Annotated in this window: 15 protein-coding genes; 8 read left to right on the forward strand and 7 right to left on the reverse strand. The window is 55.4% G+C overall.

Features of this window, described 5'->3' with window-relative positions; all coding sequences use genetic code 11:
* The first annotated feature begins 309 nt into the window (after positions 1-309).
* A complete protein-coding gene (locus tag WH50_RS17455) occupies positions 310-1,053 on the forward strand; it encodes a 2OG-Fe(II) oxygenase (protein WP_243410154.1) in 744 nt (247 codons plus the stop codon).
* 79 nt (positions 1,054-1,132) lie between these two features.
* Here WH50_RS17455 and aroA read toward each other — a convergent pair whose 3' ends face one another.
* Positions 1,133-2,416 carry a 3-phosphoshikimate 1-carboxyvinyltransferase gene (aroA, locus tag WH50_RS17460; RefSeq protein WP_110188550.1) on the reverse strand — a complete coding sequence of 428 codons (1,284 nt, stop codon included), beginning with the start codon at positions 2,414-2,416 and terminating at the stop codon, positions 1,133-1,135.
* Positions 2,417-2,502: 86 nt separating this feature from the next.
* Entirely contained in the window at positions 2,503-3,468 is a 966-nt protein-coding gene (locus tag WH50_RS17465; protein ID WP_110188623.1) for a TDT family transporter, read from the reverse strand.
* 134 nt (positions 3,469-3,602) lie between these two features.
* Here WH50_RS17465 and WH50_RS17470 point away from each other — a divergent pair, with 134 nt between their 5' ends.
* Complete coding sequence (locus WH50_RS17470; RefSeq protein WP_207780369.1) at positions 3,603-4,496, forward strand: LysR family transcriptional regulator; 894 nt, start codon at positions 3,603-3,605, stop codon at positions 4,494-4,496.
* 122 nt (positions 4,497-4,618) lie between these two features.
* On the opposite strand, the gene WH50_RS17475 is transcribed toward WH50_RS17470, so the two are convergent.
* Positions 4,619-7,465, reverse strand: a complete 2,847-nt coding sequence (locus WH50_RS17475) for a DEAD/DEAH box helicase (protein ID WP_207780370.1) — start codon at positions 7,463-7,465, stop codon at positions 4,619-4,621.
* Between the two features lie 17 nt (positions 7,466-7,482).
* The gene (locus WH50_RS17480) at positions 7,483-9,702 is read right to left on the reverse strand and encodes a hypothetical protein (RefSeq protein WP_110188552.1); all 2,220 of its coding nucleotides are present in this window, start codon (positions 9,700-9,702) and stop codon (positions 7,483-7,485) included.
* Positions 9,703-10,292: 590 nt separating this feature from the next.
* On the opposite strand from WH50_RS17480, the gene WH50_RS17485 reads away from it, so the two are divergent.
* The 5 genes from WH50_RS17485 (at position 10,293) to WH50_RS17505 (ending at position 12,560) form a co-directional block, all read left to right on the forward strand.
* Positions 10,293-10,661, forward strand: coding sequence for a hypothetical protein (locus WH50_RS17485; protein WP_133251360.1), 369 nt, complete (start codon positions 10,293-10,295; stop codon positions 10,659-10,661).
* On the forward strand, positions 10,658-10,993 hold the full coding sequence (locus WH50_RS17490; RefSeq protein WP_110188556.1) for a hypothetical protein: 336 nt from the start codon (positions 10,658-10,660) through the stop codon (positions 10,991-10,993). Before WH50_RS17485 ends, WH50_RS17490 begins: the two co-directional genes overlap by 4 nt.
* Positions 10,983-11,678 (forward strand): hypothetical protein, encoded by a 696-nt coding sequence (locus WH50_RS17495; protein WP_110188558.1) that lies wholly within the window; start codon positions 10,983-10,985, stop codon positions 11,676-11,678. The genes WH50_RS17490 and WH50_RS17495 overlap by 11 nt, the downstream gene beginning before the upstream one ends.
* A 61-nt stretch (positions 11,679-11,739) precedes the next feature.
* The gene (locus WH50_RS17500) at positions 11,740-12,021 is read left to right on the forward strand and encodes a ParE family toxin-like protein (RefSeq protein WP_110188560.1); all 282 of its coding nucleotides are present in this window, start codon (positions 11,740-11,742) and stop codon (positions 12,019-12,021) included.
* Between the two features lie 35 nt (positions 12,022-12,056).
* Positions 12,057-12,560 carry a glycine-rich domain-containing protein gene (locus WH50_RS17505; RefSeq protein WP_110188561.1) on the forward strand — a complete coding sequence of 168 codons (504 nt, stop codon included), beginning with the start codon at positions 12,057-12,059 and terminating at the stop codon, positions 12,558-12,560.
* Positions 12,561-13,240: 680 nt separating this feature from the next.
* Here the strand turns inward: WH50_RS17505 and WH50_RS17510 are convergent.
* Genes WH50_RS17510 through WH50_RS17520 form a run of 3 tightly spaced genes read right to left on the reverse strand, consistent with a single transcriptional unit; the run spans position 13,241 to position 17,281 of the window.
* Entirely contained in the window at positions 13,241-13,987 is a 747-nt protein-coding gene (locus WH50_RS17510) for a DCL family protein (RefSeq protein ID WP_110188563.1), read from the reverse strand.
* Between the two features lie 55 nt (positions 13,988-14,042).
* Positions 14,043-16,157, reverse strand: a complete 2,115-nt coding sequence (locus WH50_RS17515) for an ATP-binding protein (protein ID WP_110188565.1) — start codon at positions 16,155-16,157, stop codon at positions 14,043-14,045.
* An 11-nt stretch (positions 16,158-16,168) separates the two neighbouring features.
* Complete coding sequence (locus WH50_RS17520; RefSeq protein ID WP_110188567.1) at positions 16,169-17,281, reverse strand: hypothetical protein; 1,113 nt, start codon at positions 17,279-17,281, stop codon at positions 16,169-16,171.
* A gap of 254 nt (positions 17,282-17,535) precedes the next feature.
* Here WH50_RS17520 and WH50_RS17525 point away from each other — a divergent pair, with 254 nt between their 5' ends.
* Complete coding sequence (locus WH50_RS17525; protein WP_110188569.1) at positions 17,536-18,429, forward strand: WYL domain-containing protein; 894 nt, start codon at positions 17,536-17,538, stop codon at positions 18,427-18,429.
* Positions 18,430-18,437: the final 8 nt, after the last annotated feature.

Genomic DNA, 18,437 nt, shown 5'->3' on the forward strand with positions numbered 1-18,437 from the left:
GAGGAGCTGGTGGATAACCGCCGCTCAGGGCGCTACCCATGAAAGCTGGTTTATGCCCAGTCAGAACGGATGGATATTCGGGAGCGGATTAGCAGGCTGTTGAAAAACGTTATCGAGGCCGCCGAGACAAGGAAAAAACAGGCGAAAAAGCGGAGTTTAGTGAACTAAATGAGCATTTTGAGCCTGTTTTTGACGCGGTATTCGGCAACGCAGATAGATTTTCAACGACCTGTTAGAGAGCAAGCAACGGAGTGTAATACCCTCCCGCAACCACCAACCTGAGCACTCCCAGAACAGGAGTGCCTGCCGATGCCCCTTCAGCTTGCCATGCCCGTGGATGAGGCTATCTCCACCGTCTCGCCGCTGACCCGTTATGACTGGCCCGCGCTGTTACAGCAGCTGGATGAGCGCGGCTTTGCCGTCTTCCCCGGCATACTGGATCACTTCAGCTGCGATGCTCTCGCTACCCTTTACCCCCATGAGACCGCCTTTCGCAGTCAGGTGATCATGGCCCGTCACGGTTTTGGTCAGGGCGAATACCGCTACTTCAGCTATCCGCTGCCCGCCATCGTCCAGCAGTTGCGGCAACAGCTGTACCCCCTGCTGGTGCCGCTGGCCAATCACTGGGCAACACGGTTGCGCCTGCCTCAGCACTTTCCAGCCGAGCATCAGCATTTTATTACGCAGTGTCATCAGGCGGGACAATGCCGCCCTACCCCTCTGTTGCTGCGCTATGGTCAGGGTGACTACAACTGCCTGCATCAGGACTTATATGGCGAGCAGGTTTTCCCGCTGCAACTGGCGGTATTGCTGTCTGAGCCCGAGGAGGATTTTCAGGGGGGCGAATTCGTGCTGACCGAGCAGCGTCCACGGATGCAGTCGCGGGCACAGGTCGTCAGGCTTAATAAAAGTGATGGGGTGGTGTTCGCGGTCAGTGCCCGCCCGGTGAAAGGCAGCAGAGGTGACTATCGCGTGCTACAGCGCCACGGTGTCAGTGAGGTGACCGCTGGCCGGCGTTTCACACTGGGCATCATCTTTCACGATGCAGCGTAACGCCAGCAAACGTATTGTCAGAAGACAAAGCGGCCACCTGTTCGGGTGGCCGTTGAGTTAATCAATCAGGGAATGGCCCTCAGTTGACGATGCGTTTGAACTCGTCAAAGAAGGTGGGGAAGGTCTTTGAGGTACAGCCCGGATCATTGATGGTGATCGGCGCGGTACCGAAAGAGGCCAAGGCAAAACACATGGCCATGCGGTGATCGTTGTAGGTATCAATGGCGGCAGACTGCAGCGCCTTCGGCGGCACGATACGGATAAAGTCGTGACCTTCTTCCACTTCTGCACCGACCTTGCGCAGCTCGGTGGCCATGGCAAACAGACGATCAGTCTCTTTCACGCGCCAGTTGTAGATATTGCGGATGCAGGTTTCGCCATCGGCAAACAGTGCAGTCGTGGCGATGGTCATGGCCGCATCGGGGATGTGGTTGAGATCCACGTCTACCCCTTGCAGCTGACCATTGCCGCTGACTTCAATCCAGGTCTCGCTGTAAGTGACGGTCGCGCCCATCAGCTCCAGCACCTCGGCAAAACGGGCATCGCCCTGCACACTGGCGGTGCCGGTGCCATGCACACGTACCGGACCCTGACCAATGGCGCCAGCGGCCAGGAAATACGAGGCGGATGAGGCATCCCCTTCCACCATGATCGAACCGGGGCTGGTGTAACGCTGACCTTGCCGGATCACGAAGGTATTAGCGTCCGGCTGCTCGACCGTCACGCCAAAGCGCTGCATGACATCCAGCGTGATATCAATATAGGGGCGAGACACCAGCTCACCTTCCACCCGCACCGTCAGGGTGTCTTTGGCCAGCGGGGCTGCCATCAGGATGGCCGTGAGGAACTGGCTGGAGATATTGCCGCGAATACTCACTTCGCCGCCGTTCAGGCCCCTGGCATGGATCGCCAGTGGCGGGTAATTGGGGTTTTCCAGATAGTCGATGTTGGCACCGGCCTGACGCAGGCAGTCCACCAGATCACCGATGGGGCGCTCCTTCATGCGCGGCTCACCGGTCAGCACAAACTCGCCCTGCCCCAGACACAATGCCGCCGCCAGTGGACGCATGGCCGTGCCTGCGTTGCCAAGATACAACTCCTGAGGAGAGGCACTGCTGATAGCGCCTGCATTACCGTGCATCCAGCACTGAGTACGATCTTCTGACAGACGATAGCTCACGCCCAGTTGCTTGAGTGCGGTCAGCATGTGACGGATGTCGTCACTGTCGAGCAGATTGGTGATGTGAGTTTCACCTTCAGCCAGAGCAGCCAGCAGCAGAATGCGGTTGGACAGACTTTTTGATCCGGGCAAGGTGACCTCACCGCGGGCAGTCTTCACAGGAGATAGCGTCAGAGAGTTCATGCTCATCAGGCTCTTATAATGCGTTAACGAAAGGGCATCATTCTATGTGCCGATGGCCTCAATGTCACACGACAAGCCGACTGATTTCAGGCCGTCACCAGCGGCCGTGCAGGCAGCAGATAATGCAGCGCATAACGCAGCATCACATAACCCACCGCCAGTGTTGCCATCAGCAGTTCACCACTGGCCAGCAGCCTGATCTGCGCGACATAGTCCTGACTGAATGGCCACTGATGCAGCAGCGCCGCTACCTTGTATTGCGCCGTGGCACTGATGACCAGCGGAAAAGTAAAGGCTGCATAGCCGGGGCTGAACGGTAGCCGTAACAGGCGGAAGAACGCCAGATAGATCAGCGCCGTCATCAGCACGGCAATACCGAACAGCAACGCCACCAGCAACAGTGAAGGCTCGGCGGTCAGGGTCAGATAGCCCGCCAGACTCAGGCTGGCCGGCGCTGCCAGAATGGCGATGGTCGGCTTGGACGCATCAGCCACTTCACCACAGAAAATCAGGCGATACAGCATCACCGGCAGCATCACCGCATAACTGCACAATCCCATCCACAACAGTGCATGAGACAGCGGCAACCAGTCTCCACCCGGCGTCGCCACTGCCGCCACGATGATCCCCACAGGTGGGACAAACCAGCTGGGCAGCAGATGCTGCACTTCAAATACCCGCAGGCGATGCCAGAGGAACGTCAGCAGGAAGATGACATGCAATGCCACTGCGGCGAGCCATAAGCCCTGCCCCAGCCACGGCATGTGCATGCCCAGCGCTTTGGACACCACCATGGTCGCCATGGCAAAGGTCGGCACAACGCTGCCCACCACCGGATGTTTGAGGTCGGCCAGCAGCAGATGGGGGTGCATGACAAACTTGGTCAGCAGAATCAGCAGCAATACCGACGCCAGCATTGCCGATGACAGCTGTGCCAAGCCCTGCAATGGGAAGGCATTCTCCCAGCACCAGCCAAGGCTGGCGATGCCCAGTGCCAGACCCGCCATGGGTGTTGGTGCCGCCGCAACCTGAACTCGTGTGATTTTCATCATGACGCCCCACATCAGTCATCTACGGCAGCGATCATAGGTCTTGCCTTCAGCAGGGCATATCCATATGTTTTTTAGATATTGTTTAGATTTTATAAACGACTACTGATACACCGTTTAAATCAGAGTGGGCCACCATGATCAAAATCACCGTCAGGCAGCTGGAAGCCTTTGCCGCCATCGCCCGTCACAGCAATCTGACCGATGCTGCCAGTGAACTGAGCCTGACCAAGGGTGCGCTGTCTCAGGCGCTGCAACAACTGGAGCAACGGCTGTCTACCCCGTTGTTTGATCGCGTGCATCCGCGCCTGAAACTCAACAGTGAAGGGCTGGCGCTGCAGCCACTGGTCGAGGAAGCCCTGAGCCGTCTCGGTGATATCGAAGCTCACTTCGACCCGGAGCATATTCACGCCGGGCAATTGCGTCTGGGCGCCAGCCAGACCATCGGCAACTACCTGCTGCCAAGGCTGATCGCTGATTGCAGCCGAGAAGGACGGCTGATCCCGGATATCCGCATCACCAATACCCACAACCTCTGCGAGCTGCTGCAGGCCTTCGAGATTGATCTGGCACTGATCGAGGGGGAAAGCCATCTGCCGGAGCTGATCACCGAAGAATGGCTGGAAGATGAAATGCTGGTGGTAGCGGCACCAGACCATCCTCTCTGCAAGCAGGATGAAATCCATGCCGAAGCGCTGGCCGGGCAGATCTGGATTCTGCGTGAAGCCCATTCCGGCAGCCGCGAACAGTTCGACCGTCAGCTGCGTCCGCTGTTTTCACATTGCGGCCAGATCGTCCAGCTCAACACACTGGAGGCCGTCATGCTCACCGTGGAACAAGGCGTGGGCTTGAGCTTTATCTCCCATCTGGCAGCCGCTGACCGTATCCGCGAAGGCAAATTGAGAGCCCTGCCCATCACCCGGCACTTCCCGCGCAAATTAAGGCTGGTGTGGCACAGCAAAAAGTTTCATTCAGCGGCACTGAAGAGCTTTTTGCAGATGTGCAGGGGGTTTGGAGGGGGAGCGGAATAGGTGGCATGTGCCGGAAACAAAAGCCCGAGTGGTAAGCGGCGTGCTCAAGTCTGGCAGTGCATAGTGTTGTATTAACCAGTGCGCCTCCTTCCTTAACTAGATTAGGGGTGTTTAGACCCAACTCATATGAACTCAGTACAGCTCGTCCAGCCTGCAGCAGCCCATTCCAAGTTCTCAGGTATGAGATAGCGATTACTAGTATTCGCCAGATGCTGGTGAGCCATTTCCTCAGCGGTGTTAAACAGTAGTTTGGAGGTATCAGTACTGGGGCTCTGAGTACTGTACTCAGCTGGCGCGAGTAGCCATTGACTGGCTTTCACAGGATTCAGCTTGGCTTTCCCAAGGTTAACCTGAATGGCAACAAACTCCTGCCGCATGCGTTTACCTTGCGGGTCTTGCCAGCGCAGCATGGCGCCGAGTAGTACCCCTTCACCGAGTTCTGGAGCTTTGAGCCTTGCAGTCAAACCGCCAAAGTCGTGCTCGCAGGCCTTGCCCAGCAGGTACTGCATCAGCTTAGAGTTGAGATCGAGCATATGGGTATCAGGTCGGTTTACAGCCAGCATACGATCCAAAGTCACATCCATACGCTGTGATGCCTTCATGGATAGCCCCATTTCGTGCATCACCTGCTCGGACAATCGTATACGCATAAGCCGCTCTTTATGACTGCGCTCCACGATCTGGATGCCCAACTGTTCGAACATGCCTAGGACGAAGCTGTAGAGATGCTCGACGGTGATTTCAAGCTCGTCGCGTAGCTCATTGGGGTCGCTGGTGGCGGCGTGGACAAACAGTTCTCGTTGTTTGGCGGCAGCAGTGCGTGCCTGCTTTAACGCTTCATCGATACGCTCTCGGGTACGGTCGATGCCGAGTTTTGTGGCTTGTTGCAGGATCACTTCCACATCAATCAGCTCGGCCAACTGACCGAGGATTTCGTCTTTCAGGCCATCATTGAATTCATGCTGCTGAACCTCGGCCAGGTCAGTCACCACGCTGTCGATTCGCTCATACATCAGGTCGACGATGTTCTGATCCAAGCTGTCGGTTTGCTGGATGTTGAACACAACAACCTTCTTTTTCTGCCCGTAGCGGTACAGGCGGCCAATGCGTTGTACGAGGCGCATCGGGTTCCAGGGCAGGTCATAGTTGACCATGACGTGGCACTTGCTCTGAAGGTTGATGCCTTCCCCTCCAGCCTCGGTCGAAATCAGAAAACGTCCTTGTTCTTCAAAGCGCTTGATGGCTTCACGCCGTTCGGCATGCTGCATGGAGCCATTGATTAACTCGACTTGGTCATTGCCATAGTGCTCTGCTAAAGCATCCCGCAGATAGTTTTGAGTAGTGCGGTATTCGGTAAAAATAAGCACTTTCTCATCGGCATTGGTTGCGTGAATTTTGCGGATGATTTCTTCGATAAACAGCTTCAGCTTAAGGTCATTCGCCTTTAGTGCGGCGGCCTCAGCAATCAGATCTTTCAGCAGCTGCACCTCGCCCGCAAAGAACTCGCGTGCGTCGCTGGTGAACTGTTCTTCCCATTCACCCAGGTAGCGCTCATCGCTGGGCTCTTCAGCAGACGTACCGTTTACTTGATCGTCGAGTAGGCGCTGGAGGCGATTACACAGGGCCCGGTGAATGGCCGCTGCGCTGGAGGCCGCCAGTTTGCGGTAAACCGTCATGACGAACCCAATGGTGTTACCTTTACGGCCTAGCGATTCACCTGCGCTGTAGCCTTTGCGCAGATAGTCCTGAAGCGTTTTATCGAACTCTACGGACTCCAGACTGCTGGGCACCTGCAAAGCCTTGGTGATCTTACCTTGGAAGATGAAGTTCCCTTCTGCGTCCGTTACATCGGCTTTGTGGTTGCGGAATACCATGTCATGCAGGATTTCAGGTTTCAGGTTGAGCGCCATCAGCTCGGTACGGCGCTCAGGGCGCAGCAGCTCTAGCAGTGCGACGAATTTGTCCTGCATGCCCTGGTGAGGGGTCGCGCTCAGCAACAGCATGTGCTTGGTTTGGCTGCGCAGACTTTTCGCCAGGTCATAGCGCTCAGAACTGTCCAGCTTTTGCCCGTACTGGCGGCGGCTGAGTCGATGGCCTTCGTCAAAAATCACTAGATCCCAAGGTTCTGCCTGGAGCAGGCTTTCCAGGTGACCTTCCTGCTTGAATCGATCCATGGAGCCGATGACACAGTCGTGCATCTTCCATTGGCGGGGTTCATTGATGAAAAAATCCTCGCCATAGATCTCGAACTCTTCGAGTTTGAACTTGTGATAGAGCTCTTCCTGCCACTGCTTGGTCAGGCCAGCGGGCGTGATCAGCAGGATGCGTTTGACCAGATCTCGCTGCCGCAGTGCATGCAGCAGCATGCCGGTCTCGATGGTCTTACCTAACCCCACATCGTCTGCAATTAACCAGTTGAAGTTGCCGGATGCGAGGATGTGGTGCACCAGATGAACCTGGTGAGGCAGTGGCTCAATTTCTAGGTGGGAAAGGGCACCGGTGTTTTCATTCCATACCTTGATGGCATGGGCCAGCATGCGCAGACGCATACGCTCTGCATCGTGTGCTTCGGTTTTACTGGTGGTGACAAATCGATGTTTAACCCCTTTTACCTGACGCAGGTATTGATAGGGCAGCCAATGGCGCTCACCACACTCAGGAAAGTCAACCAATACTTGCTCGCTGCCTGCCAAGGTACGCTGCTGCATGATGACGCCCTGCCCTAGTGAGCGAACACCACTACCAGGGGTTTCGTCGACCACGTCCATGCCATTTTGAAAGCCCGAGCGCACGGCAGATGCATCGACATAGGCCAGCTTCTTCTCCGGACTGAACCAGTGAACCTGAAGCTGATCTTCGGCCTCTTTAACAATGGCCATTTTGACGATACCTCTGCGTTCATTCTGGCCGCTGGGTAGTGTTTGGCTGACCCAGCAGCCTGGAACGTGGGTAAGTCTGAGGGGCTTCATGGGCTAGTCCTTACGGCTCAATGCTTGGAGGGTTGGTCGATATTTTGTGTGTGTAAGGCAGAAACAAGGGGCGCTGCTGACCATTGAGGCGGTGCTTCATCAGCATCACCGTCACTGCTCTCTTCCTCAGTCTCAATGTCGCTAGGCATTTCAGCGTTTTCAGGCTGTTTCTTCGAGCGCTTGTCGGCATTGAGCGACGGCGTTTCCTCTACTGCTGGCTTGTCACTGAAATAGCAGCTGGGCTCCTGCGGATGTTTGGTTTGAAACACGCCATAGGCCCTAAGAATTTCGGTTTTCTCACACTCCAAGGTGTCGTACAGACCTAAATCGCTGTATTCCTCGGCAGGTAGCTCGCGAGGGTTACAGAAGTCAAAGTGCTGGTTGGCGGGTAAGCAACCTTGCAGATTGGCGAATCTGAACCATAGGTATCGAGCAAAGGCCCTAAAAGCGCGGCGTAGGGAGTTGTTCTCATACCAAGTAGCAAAGAGGCTTTCGAGGAAGACCTCAATTTCTTCCACCTGCGGTAGTGACTCAAATGAGCGCACAATCAGCAAGGCTGTAGGCCAGGACAGTACTTGGTGAGAAAGGCGACTACTACCGGTCTTATCAAAAGCTATCCAATAAATATCGTTCTCGGCCCAGATCACCTTGATATGCGCTGCGAGGATTAACTCGTCAGGGGTGAGCCCTTTATCGATTTCTCTCTCCAAGGCAAGACGAGTTGCTCCCCAGCCGCTCATGACAAAAATCTGCTGAACCAGAGGGAGAGTGCTGATTGACCAGTTGGCTCTACCGATCAACTCGGCGGCTTTCTGTAGCGCACGGTCTTCGCGAGATATTTTGCCTGTAAGCCAGTCTTCGGGTTCGGCAGTGGAGGCTTCCTCACCGTCGAAGATTTCATCTGGGTCAAAGGCGTATGCCGAATAGTAGTCATCCAGGTCACGGAAGTCCTCGACATCATTCTGGTTGCCGTCTTCCTGCTCTGTCTCAAGCTCGTAAATCGATAAATCCTGTGAATCATGATCGAAATCGATGGGGTCTTCAGGATCCTCATTGCCCAAACTCCACTGAGATGAAGTCGGGATGTTTAGTTCTAGATCAGTCAGCGCAAGGTCTTCAGCATCCTCGTCCTCATCATTCTCGTCAGATATTTGATCGCCAGGTTGGGGCTCAGACGCAGGAAACTCCGGGGTTGGCGATGTCGCTGCTGAATCGTCTAGCTTTGATAGCGATTCAGCAAAACTCGATGACTCTTCAACCTCCAAATCTGTTGATTGGACAGAGATTAGTGAGCGCCCTGATTTGTTTAAAATCTTGACCTTGGCTAACCCTTCTTCAGCTTCTGTATCCTTCCGTGGATGCGCAAGTTTGAGAATGCTTTTCGTGGGCTGCTGGGCGTTCTCATCCTCAGTCGGATGCTCATCGGAGGAGTCGTCTGTAGCAGCTGGAACCGCAGCAGTTGCGTCATCAGCTTCGGGCTCATCAAGAAATGATGAGGCTTCAGATGGAGTTGATTCTGATTGGCCCTCCCACCAGCCGTCAGTTTTCAAAGAGGGGTATTTAGAAGCCGTGTTCTGAATAAAGGTTAACGAATCATCGACGGTCGCGGTCAACGCCTTGTTCGTTGGAGCTGATGGGCCTTCCAGGGTCGTCAGATGCTCGGCTGCGTCATTGAGGAATGCCAGGTCATTGTATGTTGGGAGGTCGTCTGTCGACTCTTCAGGCTCAATCTCGACAAAGGCCTGCTGCTGGCGTTTCAAAAGGAGAGCACGCTGCTTGGCCTTTGCCCCATCTATGGGGCGGCGTTGTAGCATGTACACACGACTGAGCAGATTCAGGAAGTCAGGTTCTTCAACCGTTTCAATGGCTTCCAGGAGAAGCGACTCGGCAGCCTGCAATTTGCCAGACGCGACCAGATCGTTGACGTCTTGGATGAGCAGTTCTTTGCTGCGTTGCTTGCTCTTGATCGAGAGCGTTTGCGGTGTGCGATGCTTTTTGAAGTGGAGAATCAGTTCAAGCCTGCGCTGTATATCATCTGCTGACTGATGACTTTTCAGGAATTCGGTAAGGAGCGCCCTAGCAGTGGCACGCTGCCCTTGAATAATCAGCAGCGAAATGGCTTGAATTAAGCCTTCGGAAGAGTGGCCTTTCAGACACAAACGGATCTTCGTCTCTAGCTCTTTTGGATCCGATGCGGCATAACCCCACAGTTTGTCTAACAGTGCTTCCCAATCCATTTCTATGCCGACTCCTTAACAGCCCAGCCTAGCTAGCCCTTCGCAAATCGTGGCACCTATGGTTACTTTTGTCGTCCGTCAAATTATCCAGACCGATTTAGTGGGTACAGGCAAGCAGTCACCAGAACGTTAAGTTTTCGCCCATACATCTCAGCGATCTATCATTACAAAATTAACTCACATCAACGAGCATCGAAAGCTTTACAAACCTAGAGCCTTGGTTTAAGGACTGGATCCTCAGCTCCTTTTTAATGCCCAACGATCGCATATCTTCGATAACGAGTCTCGAAAATTAATGATGGCTTAATAGTCTAGCCAGTAATACGCGAAAGAACGGCCCGATAGGCGCGGAATACACAACTCACTGAACGGATTAAAAACAACAAGGACGCCTTATGCAGCCTGTAACACCCACCTCTCTGCTCATGCAATTTGACCGGGGCCTGAACCACGCAGCCAGTTATCTGCTGTGTGGCCTTAAACACCTCGCACTCTGGCTCACAGGGCTGCTCTCCATCTGCCTCTACAGCGGGCTGATTTTCGATTACAACGAAGGGCTCGCGGATATTTCCCAGTTCGGGTGGGTCCTCATGTTACTGGCACTCCTGCTGGTCTGGCGGCATTGCCACTATGCACGGCTCTTTGGCTATGGCTTCTGGCGCGGTCTGGCACGAGGGCTGGCCGCACAGGGTGTGGCATTGATCACTGAGATGACCGTACTGGGATTAATAGTGCTGATGGTTTTGTCACCAGAATGGCAAACCGCTAACAATGCTATCGGCGAGGGAGATGTCGCCACCAAGACATATCAGTTACTTGGCCAGATACTGGTACTGCTGGCCCTGTATTTCGGTGCTCCGACTCGCCCACTCCATGATACGCTCCCTCTGCCGAAGCCAGAGACAGCACGTCAGGACCCCACCATCTCCCCGACTCTCGACAAGGAAGTAACGCTGTGAAATGCCTGTACCCCCTGTGTGCACTGATGCTGCTCAGCCTGCCATTCCAGCCTGCTCAGGCCAGTACCGATGCAACCCGGCTGATCGAGGGCTGCACTGAGCTGGTCAACGTCTATACCAAACGCGATGAGCTTCGCTTCGCCGCTGCGCAAACCACGTCGCTTTCCGAGGCCATGCGCGCTGGCTATTGCCGGGGCGTGCTCGATGAGTATCAACGCCATAACTACTGCACCACCCAGGACTGGCGAAAGCTGGCCAATACCATTGCCAGTCAGGCCCTTGAACAGCCACAAAATATCGACTCACTGCTGAGAAAAGCCTGTGGACACTGAATGCCGTCTTACCGAGGCCCAGGCAGTGCAGCAGCTTTTTGGCATTGCATTGTCTAAACATCCGGTACTGCGGCATTCGGTCAGCACGCTGGTCACGGCACTCACCAAGGATAAAGTCCTGCACTTACAGAAAGTGAAAGAATTCCACACTACAGGTAGTCGCAGCCGCAAGACACTACCGGCCAGTGATCTGACTACACTCAGTAATGCCATCATTCTGCAGGGCATTTTCGGCGAGCCCAAAATTGTGCGCAGCCTGTTCACCGATCCAGCAACCCGCAGCGGGCACGCCGACCGGGCCAGGAGTCTGTTACTGGAGCGGCAATCGGTGGCGAGCGTAGGGTTAATCAACCAGGAGCTGCTGCGCTTACTGAGCATGCTGGACTCTCCGGACGACCTCAGGCAGAAGCGCTTGCCAAACCCGTTCGATAACAACGTTTTCCCGCAGATGGGGCTCAGTGACTACGGTGGCAATCTGCTCAGGGCTCTTGCCTGCCAGACAGCTTCACTGTCGCTGGGTGACAGCATGATGGCCTACTACCTCAAAGGCGAGCTGGAGCAGGCTTACCTGGCTGCCAGTGAGCTGCAAACAGAGAACGTGATATTGCTGCAATATCAACGGGTGATTCTGCGTGACTACAGGGAAGCTCAAGCTTTTGATGAACTTTTGGACGCCTGGCGATAAAAAGCCTTGGTAGTGGATTCCACTAATAAATACTGGCTCCGTCTTCACAGAGGAGCCAGCCATGAGCACCATCGAACACATCCTCGCAACCTGTTCCCATCAGGTCAGCCCTTGCTACCAGAGCAAAGCCATCGCAATTGATCAGGCCCTAAAAGCCGGCATTCCTTTCACTGCCCTTGGCGGAAAACGTGTGCGCTGCTGCAGCGGACTGGTGCGCTTCAAGCTGGGCTACGCCTGGCGCTTACTCTACAAGGTCGGCGCGCAGGGTTATCTGCCACATAGTCTGGTCAGCCGTCAGTGTTTTGACCGTGAACTGAAGCGAAGGCGGGTTCTCAAATCCTAAGCCCCGCAACACTTCAATTCACTGGAGATATCTCTATGACTGCAATGATCGCTCTGAATCAACCACTGCTGGCCGCTGATGGCCTGGAGCTGCAAGTAAGCCAGCTGGACTTCGCTCGCCTGAAACACAAATACACGACATCTTCCGAGGCTGAAATGAGCGTTGAGGAATGGGAAGCAGGCGAGCTGGAGTATCGCCGCTTTCTGACCCTCAAATGTCTCTATCCGTCTGTGTCGCTAGTGCCGAGCAAGCAGGTCGATGCTATCTGGCATGCACATATCCTCGATACCCGTGCCTATCGCAACGACTGTTATCAGGTATTTGGTCGTTTTATCGACCACTACCCCTACTTTGGCATCTATGGCCAGGAGGATTATCAGGATCTGAAGAACGCCTTTGCTCACACGGTGGCGTTGTACGAGAAGCACTTTGGTGCCTACCCCGATGGCGGCAGCGAGTCACAGGCTATGCGTTGTAAGTCTCACGCATGTCACGTACCGACTGCGTGCGCCTGTCGCGTGGAAGGCGCCTGCAAGTAAACAGTACTGTCATGGACAACCCCATTCTGGAGATAAATAAGATGAGCAAACAACCGAAAAAATCAGGCAAGCAGCCAGAAACTCCACCTACACAGGTACCTAATTTGCCAAGTACCACCGGGAATAAATCAGGCCGTCGTCGCGGCAACTACCCACCCAAGCACTCCTAAGGTCGTAACAGGTACAGCAGTGGCATCACGCCACTGCTGTACCCCACCGACTCGTCCCCATATAACTACTGACTGCATAGTTCACAAGCGTAAATGCCTTCAGATTTACGCTGCATAAAACGGCAACGTCTAACAAGGGTGCTCTGATAGGTGCGGTGTGATCTGACGAGCCTCACCAGCACTTCTACAGTGATCAGAAACAACAAAGCCCGCATGAAGCGGGCTTTTGAGGGCGTTTCGTAGACTGTCATAGACAGTCAGAAACTGGTGTATGGTGGTGGGATGGAACCCTGCGCCAAACCTATGTAACTCAGCGCCTTACGACCGCTTCGAACTCCTGCGGAAAGGTGCGGAATCCAGCCCCTACTGGCCTCAATCCTACCAGTTCTGCACTGGCCGGATCACCAACCGAGCGCATCGGGCAGGACGCCAGTTCGATTCCCATTTGCGGAATTGAACCCGCGTCCGCCCGGCGTCTACGCTGGCCTTATCGCGGGCGACCGGAGCGGGTCATGCCAGCCGGACTGGCCGTGCAACTTTTGGACGGCGAGCTGAACTTGCAGTCTGCAAGTTTGCTTCCCGGCTGAGAATTCGAAGGACCGCTTGGTCATGGTGGAACGCTCGGAATGCTTCAGTCACGGCGCTGTCCACGAATGTTGCAGTGGTCTGGCCGTCAGCCGGGGCGGAAACGATGCCATCCGGGATGTCCCGCGACCAACCCCTGGCAGCTCGAAATCCACTCACCATGTGCGAGAAGTACGGCCATGCGTGGTCAATATGCGCGTCGTCGATGGTGACCATATTTCCGGTCAACTCGCACTCAACCCGGCCCTGATCGTCGCCGTACTGGGCAAACGCCTGCTTCTTGGCGAGGACGAGGTCGAGTGCGACCGCCTGCCGGCATGCGTTGTAGAAGTCTTGGGACCGCCCCTTCGGCTTGCCCTTGACCGCATCGATGTACGAGAAGTCGGTTTCAGTGCCGTCCTGCCGAACAACCCAGAACCCCGATGTGCTCCAGCCAGTCCCGGTATTCAGGCTTCGCTCAAAGTGAGCAATCTGGCCGGCGCCTTTTGTGGGCTCCCCGACAGCATCGAACACCGGGTCAAAGCGTTCGATGAGCGCCACCAGGTCTGTGTGGTCAGCTGGGTCGGCGATCCGCTGATCGTCCTGATACCGGTGAAGCAGCGCCTTATAGTGGTCGAGGGCGCTGATCTGGGTTCGGAAGCTCCGCGAGCCGATGACGACAGGTTTAGCCATCTTTCATTTCTCCTGGCTCATCACTCACTGCCCCGCAAGCGCCGGATGTCGGCAGTCACTTGTGAGCCCTAATCCAAGTCTTGCCCGTGGACGTACTCTTGAACGTCTCCCATCCTCTGGGTTGTGAGCCGAAAATCGCATTCATCGCCTTTGAAACCAGGTTGTACGCAAACTGACGGCGGTCTTCCAAGTGTTCCGGCAGGTGGTCAATCAGAAACTGCTGAACTCCATACCAAGGCATGCCATTCGAAGATTCGAGCTTCTGACGGATGTCGGCATCTCCTCGCAAGGCATCAATCGCTCGCTGCTCTATGGTTGCCATGATGTCCACTGGCTCGGAGTCTTCGAAACCAGTCTCAGCGGAAAAGAGCGAGCCTGAAGCGTTTGCGTCTGGAACCCGAGCTGCCGCAGCACTCTGCTTCATTCCAGAGAAAGTGCTGCGCAGCGTTTGCGCATATGTATTCCCTACGGGTTGGTTGTAGTCATGGTCCCGCATTGAATACATCTTCTCGAACGACAGCGCGCGGAGGCTGACCGGATAAGGTTTGCCTCCCACCGAACTCCAGAACACACCTTGGCCTGGGATCGGCTCATTGAGTAGCGAACTCAAAAGGTCGTCACTGAAATGGGCGTTGGCTCGTTTCAGGGATGCAAGGTCAGCTGCGGACAACAGATGGAAGATGAACCAGTTGTCGCCTTGGCTGAGGATCTCGACTGGAATGCTGCCAGGTTGCTGCGTGATCAGCAGTGCCCCCAGATCGTATTTACGGCCTTCCTTGACCCATGCAATGTAAGGCTCGGCGGCAGGTGCGTTCTCATTTAACACAGATTGCGCTTCTTCGACGACGGCGATTGTCGGAATGGTCTTGGGGGCGGCGGCCGTGAACTCTTGCTGATTCCGATCGAAGATCCTGCGTAGGATCAGGCCAGAGAGAACCAGGGACTGGCCTCCGCGCATCTGGGAGACGTCGATAACGCACAGCTTTCCCTCGGAGAGCGCATGAACCAGCATGTCCATGAGCTGGCTGCTCTTGTCATGCAGCATCTTCACGATCGCCGTCATGTTGCCCCGGGCTGCCAGCGCCTCGGCCTCCTGTCGCTGAGGGTCGAGATCGAGCAGTCCACACACGTCTTCGAGCGGCGTGGTGTTGCCATTGGCGTCTATAAGATTGACCAGCGACTCCCAACGATCTTGTGGAAGCCCTCTGAGCTTTCGCACGTTCTGCTGTTCCTGGCGCTCTGACCCGAGCGCAATTGAAATTACATCCCCAGGGCGAAGTCGACGGATATCGAGCTTGATACCGCCAGCAACGAACGATTGGTAGAAAGGGCTTGGATTCTTTCGGTCGGTGAAAACGACGACCTTGTCTTCCAGCGCCGGAACATCGCACAGGCCGGGCCGGCCCTTGTCGTCTGGCCAGAAATACTCCCCATCCGGGTCAAAGATGACCGTGCCCACCGGGACCTGCTTGCCTGCGCGCTTGGTTACGAAGGGCGTGTTTTCGTAGAGCTTCGAGAAAAGCAGTTTGTTGAGGTTGGATTTACCGAAGCCCGCTCGCGCAAAGATAAAGCTGCGGCGAGAGACCAGGGACTCGATCGGGAAGCGAACCAGCACTTCTGGGTCGACCACCTGCATCCATTCCTGCGATTGGAATGATTTGTTGCCGGCAGCGTAGATGTATTCCCCGAAAGCCAGATGGCCTATGGGAGCGCCATCAATGTTGTGTCCAGCGATCTCGCGCAAAACCTCGGCGCTTGGAAAGGCAACCTTGCTGCCAACATGGGGAAGACGACGATGGGAGGGAACGAATGTCAGCCCGTTGCCGTTCTTGCGTAGAACACCGAGCACGCGGATGTTGATCCGATACTTGAGATACTGCTCACGCAAATCCTCCGGAATAGGTCTTTCCTCGCGAACTGCACGGATGTTGAATTCCTCGCCGGAGCCGAACGACAGCTTGCCCTCAGAGGAAAAGGAGGCAATGCGGCCCAACACCGCCTCATCGGGTGTCTCCAGTTGGACGATGAGGAATTGTCCGTGCATCGGGATGTTCTGGAACTCGTTTCGGTACGGCAAAACGAGGTCGGCGTGGAATTCCATGCCTCCCTGCTGGAAACCACGAAAGATCCCGACGACCTGTTCTCTGGGAAAGAGTTGGATTTCTGCCATGTTGTTCTCCCTTATCCGTACCGACGCTGCGCAGGATCGGCGTCCTGCAGCTGAAACGCATCCAATGTGCCCGCGTCGCCGCCGAGACTCGTACGCACACCCTCGTAGATGAAGTCCTGCAAAATATCGAAGTCGAAATCGACCAGCGCCGCATTTTCATGCGCCTTTTGCAGGCAGCGTGGGTAATGGGGAACTGGAAAACCGTTGATCGCATCCGCAAGCAGTGACCCGAGAATTGCCTGGGACTCGTTGACTTGTGGAACAAAGATGTCGATTGGCCACACGGGATCGCGGCGGTGGGAGCCAAACTTCACCAGGAACATCTTGCCGCCGACAAATTCGCCCTCTGCGAATTCCGACCAGACATACGAGTGCCGTTCGATTTCTCGAGACACCTCAACGTAGGCCGGGTAGTCGGTTTGAAGGACGCCTTCCAGCGCCATTGCCAAGCGATATCGTGAAAGCACTTGACTGTGTTTCGCCACGCCAGCCAAGTACACCCGACGACGGCTCTTATTCCACTGTGCGTCGATACGCGCTTTCATGCCGTTTAGCAGTTTTGGAAACAAATCTTTTGCGAATGCTTTGCTTCGTAGCAAACCGTCGCAAATGATGAGCGTGTCGGTGCCGTAGTCCTTCCCAAGAATCTTGAAGAGGATGGCCCATTCCACCAGTTCCCGGTAGACCTGCACCCAGCTGGGAGAGACCGGTTTTCCATTGTCGGTTGGTCGAATCATGTGCGACAGCTGAGGGAGCGTACTAACGCCGAGGAACTGCATCATTTCCCCCAAGGCCGAGATACTCCCGTTCTCATCGCGAATGAATTGGCGCGTATTGAGCTTTTCAATCGGCGTCGTCGGTGAGACTGCTTCAATGCAGTACTCGTTGTTGCTGCTATCCACTACCCGGACCAGCTGAATCAGGAAGGGATCGAACCGGAGTTGATTGTTGCCTCCATCAGTGCCAACTAGTGAAATCGATGTCGTGGCGCGCGGCTGGATTCGCCGCGTAGCACTCTTCAACGGCTGAATTTCTTCTCGTAGAGCATTCAGCACCCCTTGATCGGTTCCGATGCAGTCTGCGATGGCCTCTTTCAGTTGGGCCTGGCTTGCCGGGTCAATCATGCTCCCTCCTGACTTTTCGCTGCTTCAGCGCGATGCCAACCCTCGTTGGGGAGTCCTGGCTGGGCCCTACGGTTTCCACTCATGCAGATTCGCTCCTTTTCTATAAGAGAGCGATCCGCCAGCTGCCGCATGGTCATAATCATAAGGCGGCGGACATGAGCGCTCTGTGAATCGCATAGACGGAGTGTAGTACGTGCCATATACTACCCGCAACTATCATCACAAGCATCCGTTAACCCGCATGAGCCCCAAGGATGTCTGACGAACAACTTGACGACCTTACCCAGCCGCAGCGCGATCGCCTTGCCTTCGTGGAGCTGCGCGTGCGCTTCATCGGAGATATCCGCCGCCAGGACCTGGTGTCGCGGTTTGGAATCCAGTCGGCCGCCGCCACGCGTGATCTGGCGATCTATAAGGAGCTGGCGCCGGGCAACATCGATTACGACACCAAGGCCAAGTGCTATGTCCTTGGTGGAGTCTTCAAGCCGCTCTTCGACTTTCCGCCTGAACGGGTTCTGTCCTGGCTGACGCAAGGCTTCGGAGACGGAGAGCCCTCCCAGCTCAAGGCGTGGGTGGCAAGTGAAATCCCGTCAAGGCTCACGCATCCCGATCTGGATGTGCTGGCCTGTGTGACCCGGGCGATCCATCAGGAGTGTCCTATTCGGGTGGTGTACCACTCGATCTCAAGCGGCCAGACCGAGCGCCAGATCGTTCCCTTCGCGCTGATCGACAACGGCCTGCGCTGGCATGTGCGGGCCTTCGATCGCAAGTCTCAGGAGTTTCGTGATTTCGTGATCACCCGAATCAAGGGACCAGTCTTGTTGCGAGATGAAGAAGTGCATGCCCATGAGCGCAGCGACCAGGACATCCAATGGACCCGAATCGTCGAACTGGAACTGATTCCCCATCCGGACCAGCCACGTTCTGAGGTTACCGAGATGGACTACGGCATGCGGGATGGCGTGCTGCGCATGAAGCTCCGCGCCGCCACGGCTGGATACATTCTGCGCAAGTGGAGTGTGGACAGCTCGCCCGATCACAGCCTGAGAGGGCCGGAGTACCGGCTCTGGCTAAAGAACCCCTTGGCCCTGTACGGCGTCAGGAACGCTTTGCTCGCGCCTGGCTACCGATCGCCGGACCAAGCATGAAGAGAACG

The organism is Pokkaliibacter plantistimulans (assembly GCF_003194385.1).
Classification (GTDB): domain Bacteria; phylum Pseudomonadota; class Gammaproteobacteria; order Pseudomonadales; family Balneatricaceae; genus Pokkaliibacter; species Pokkaliibacter plantistimulans.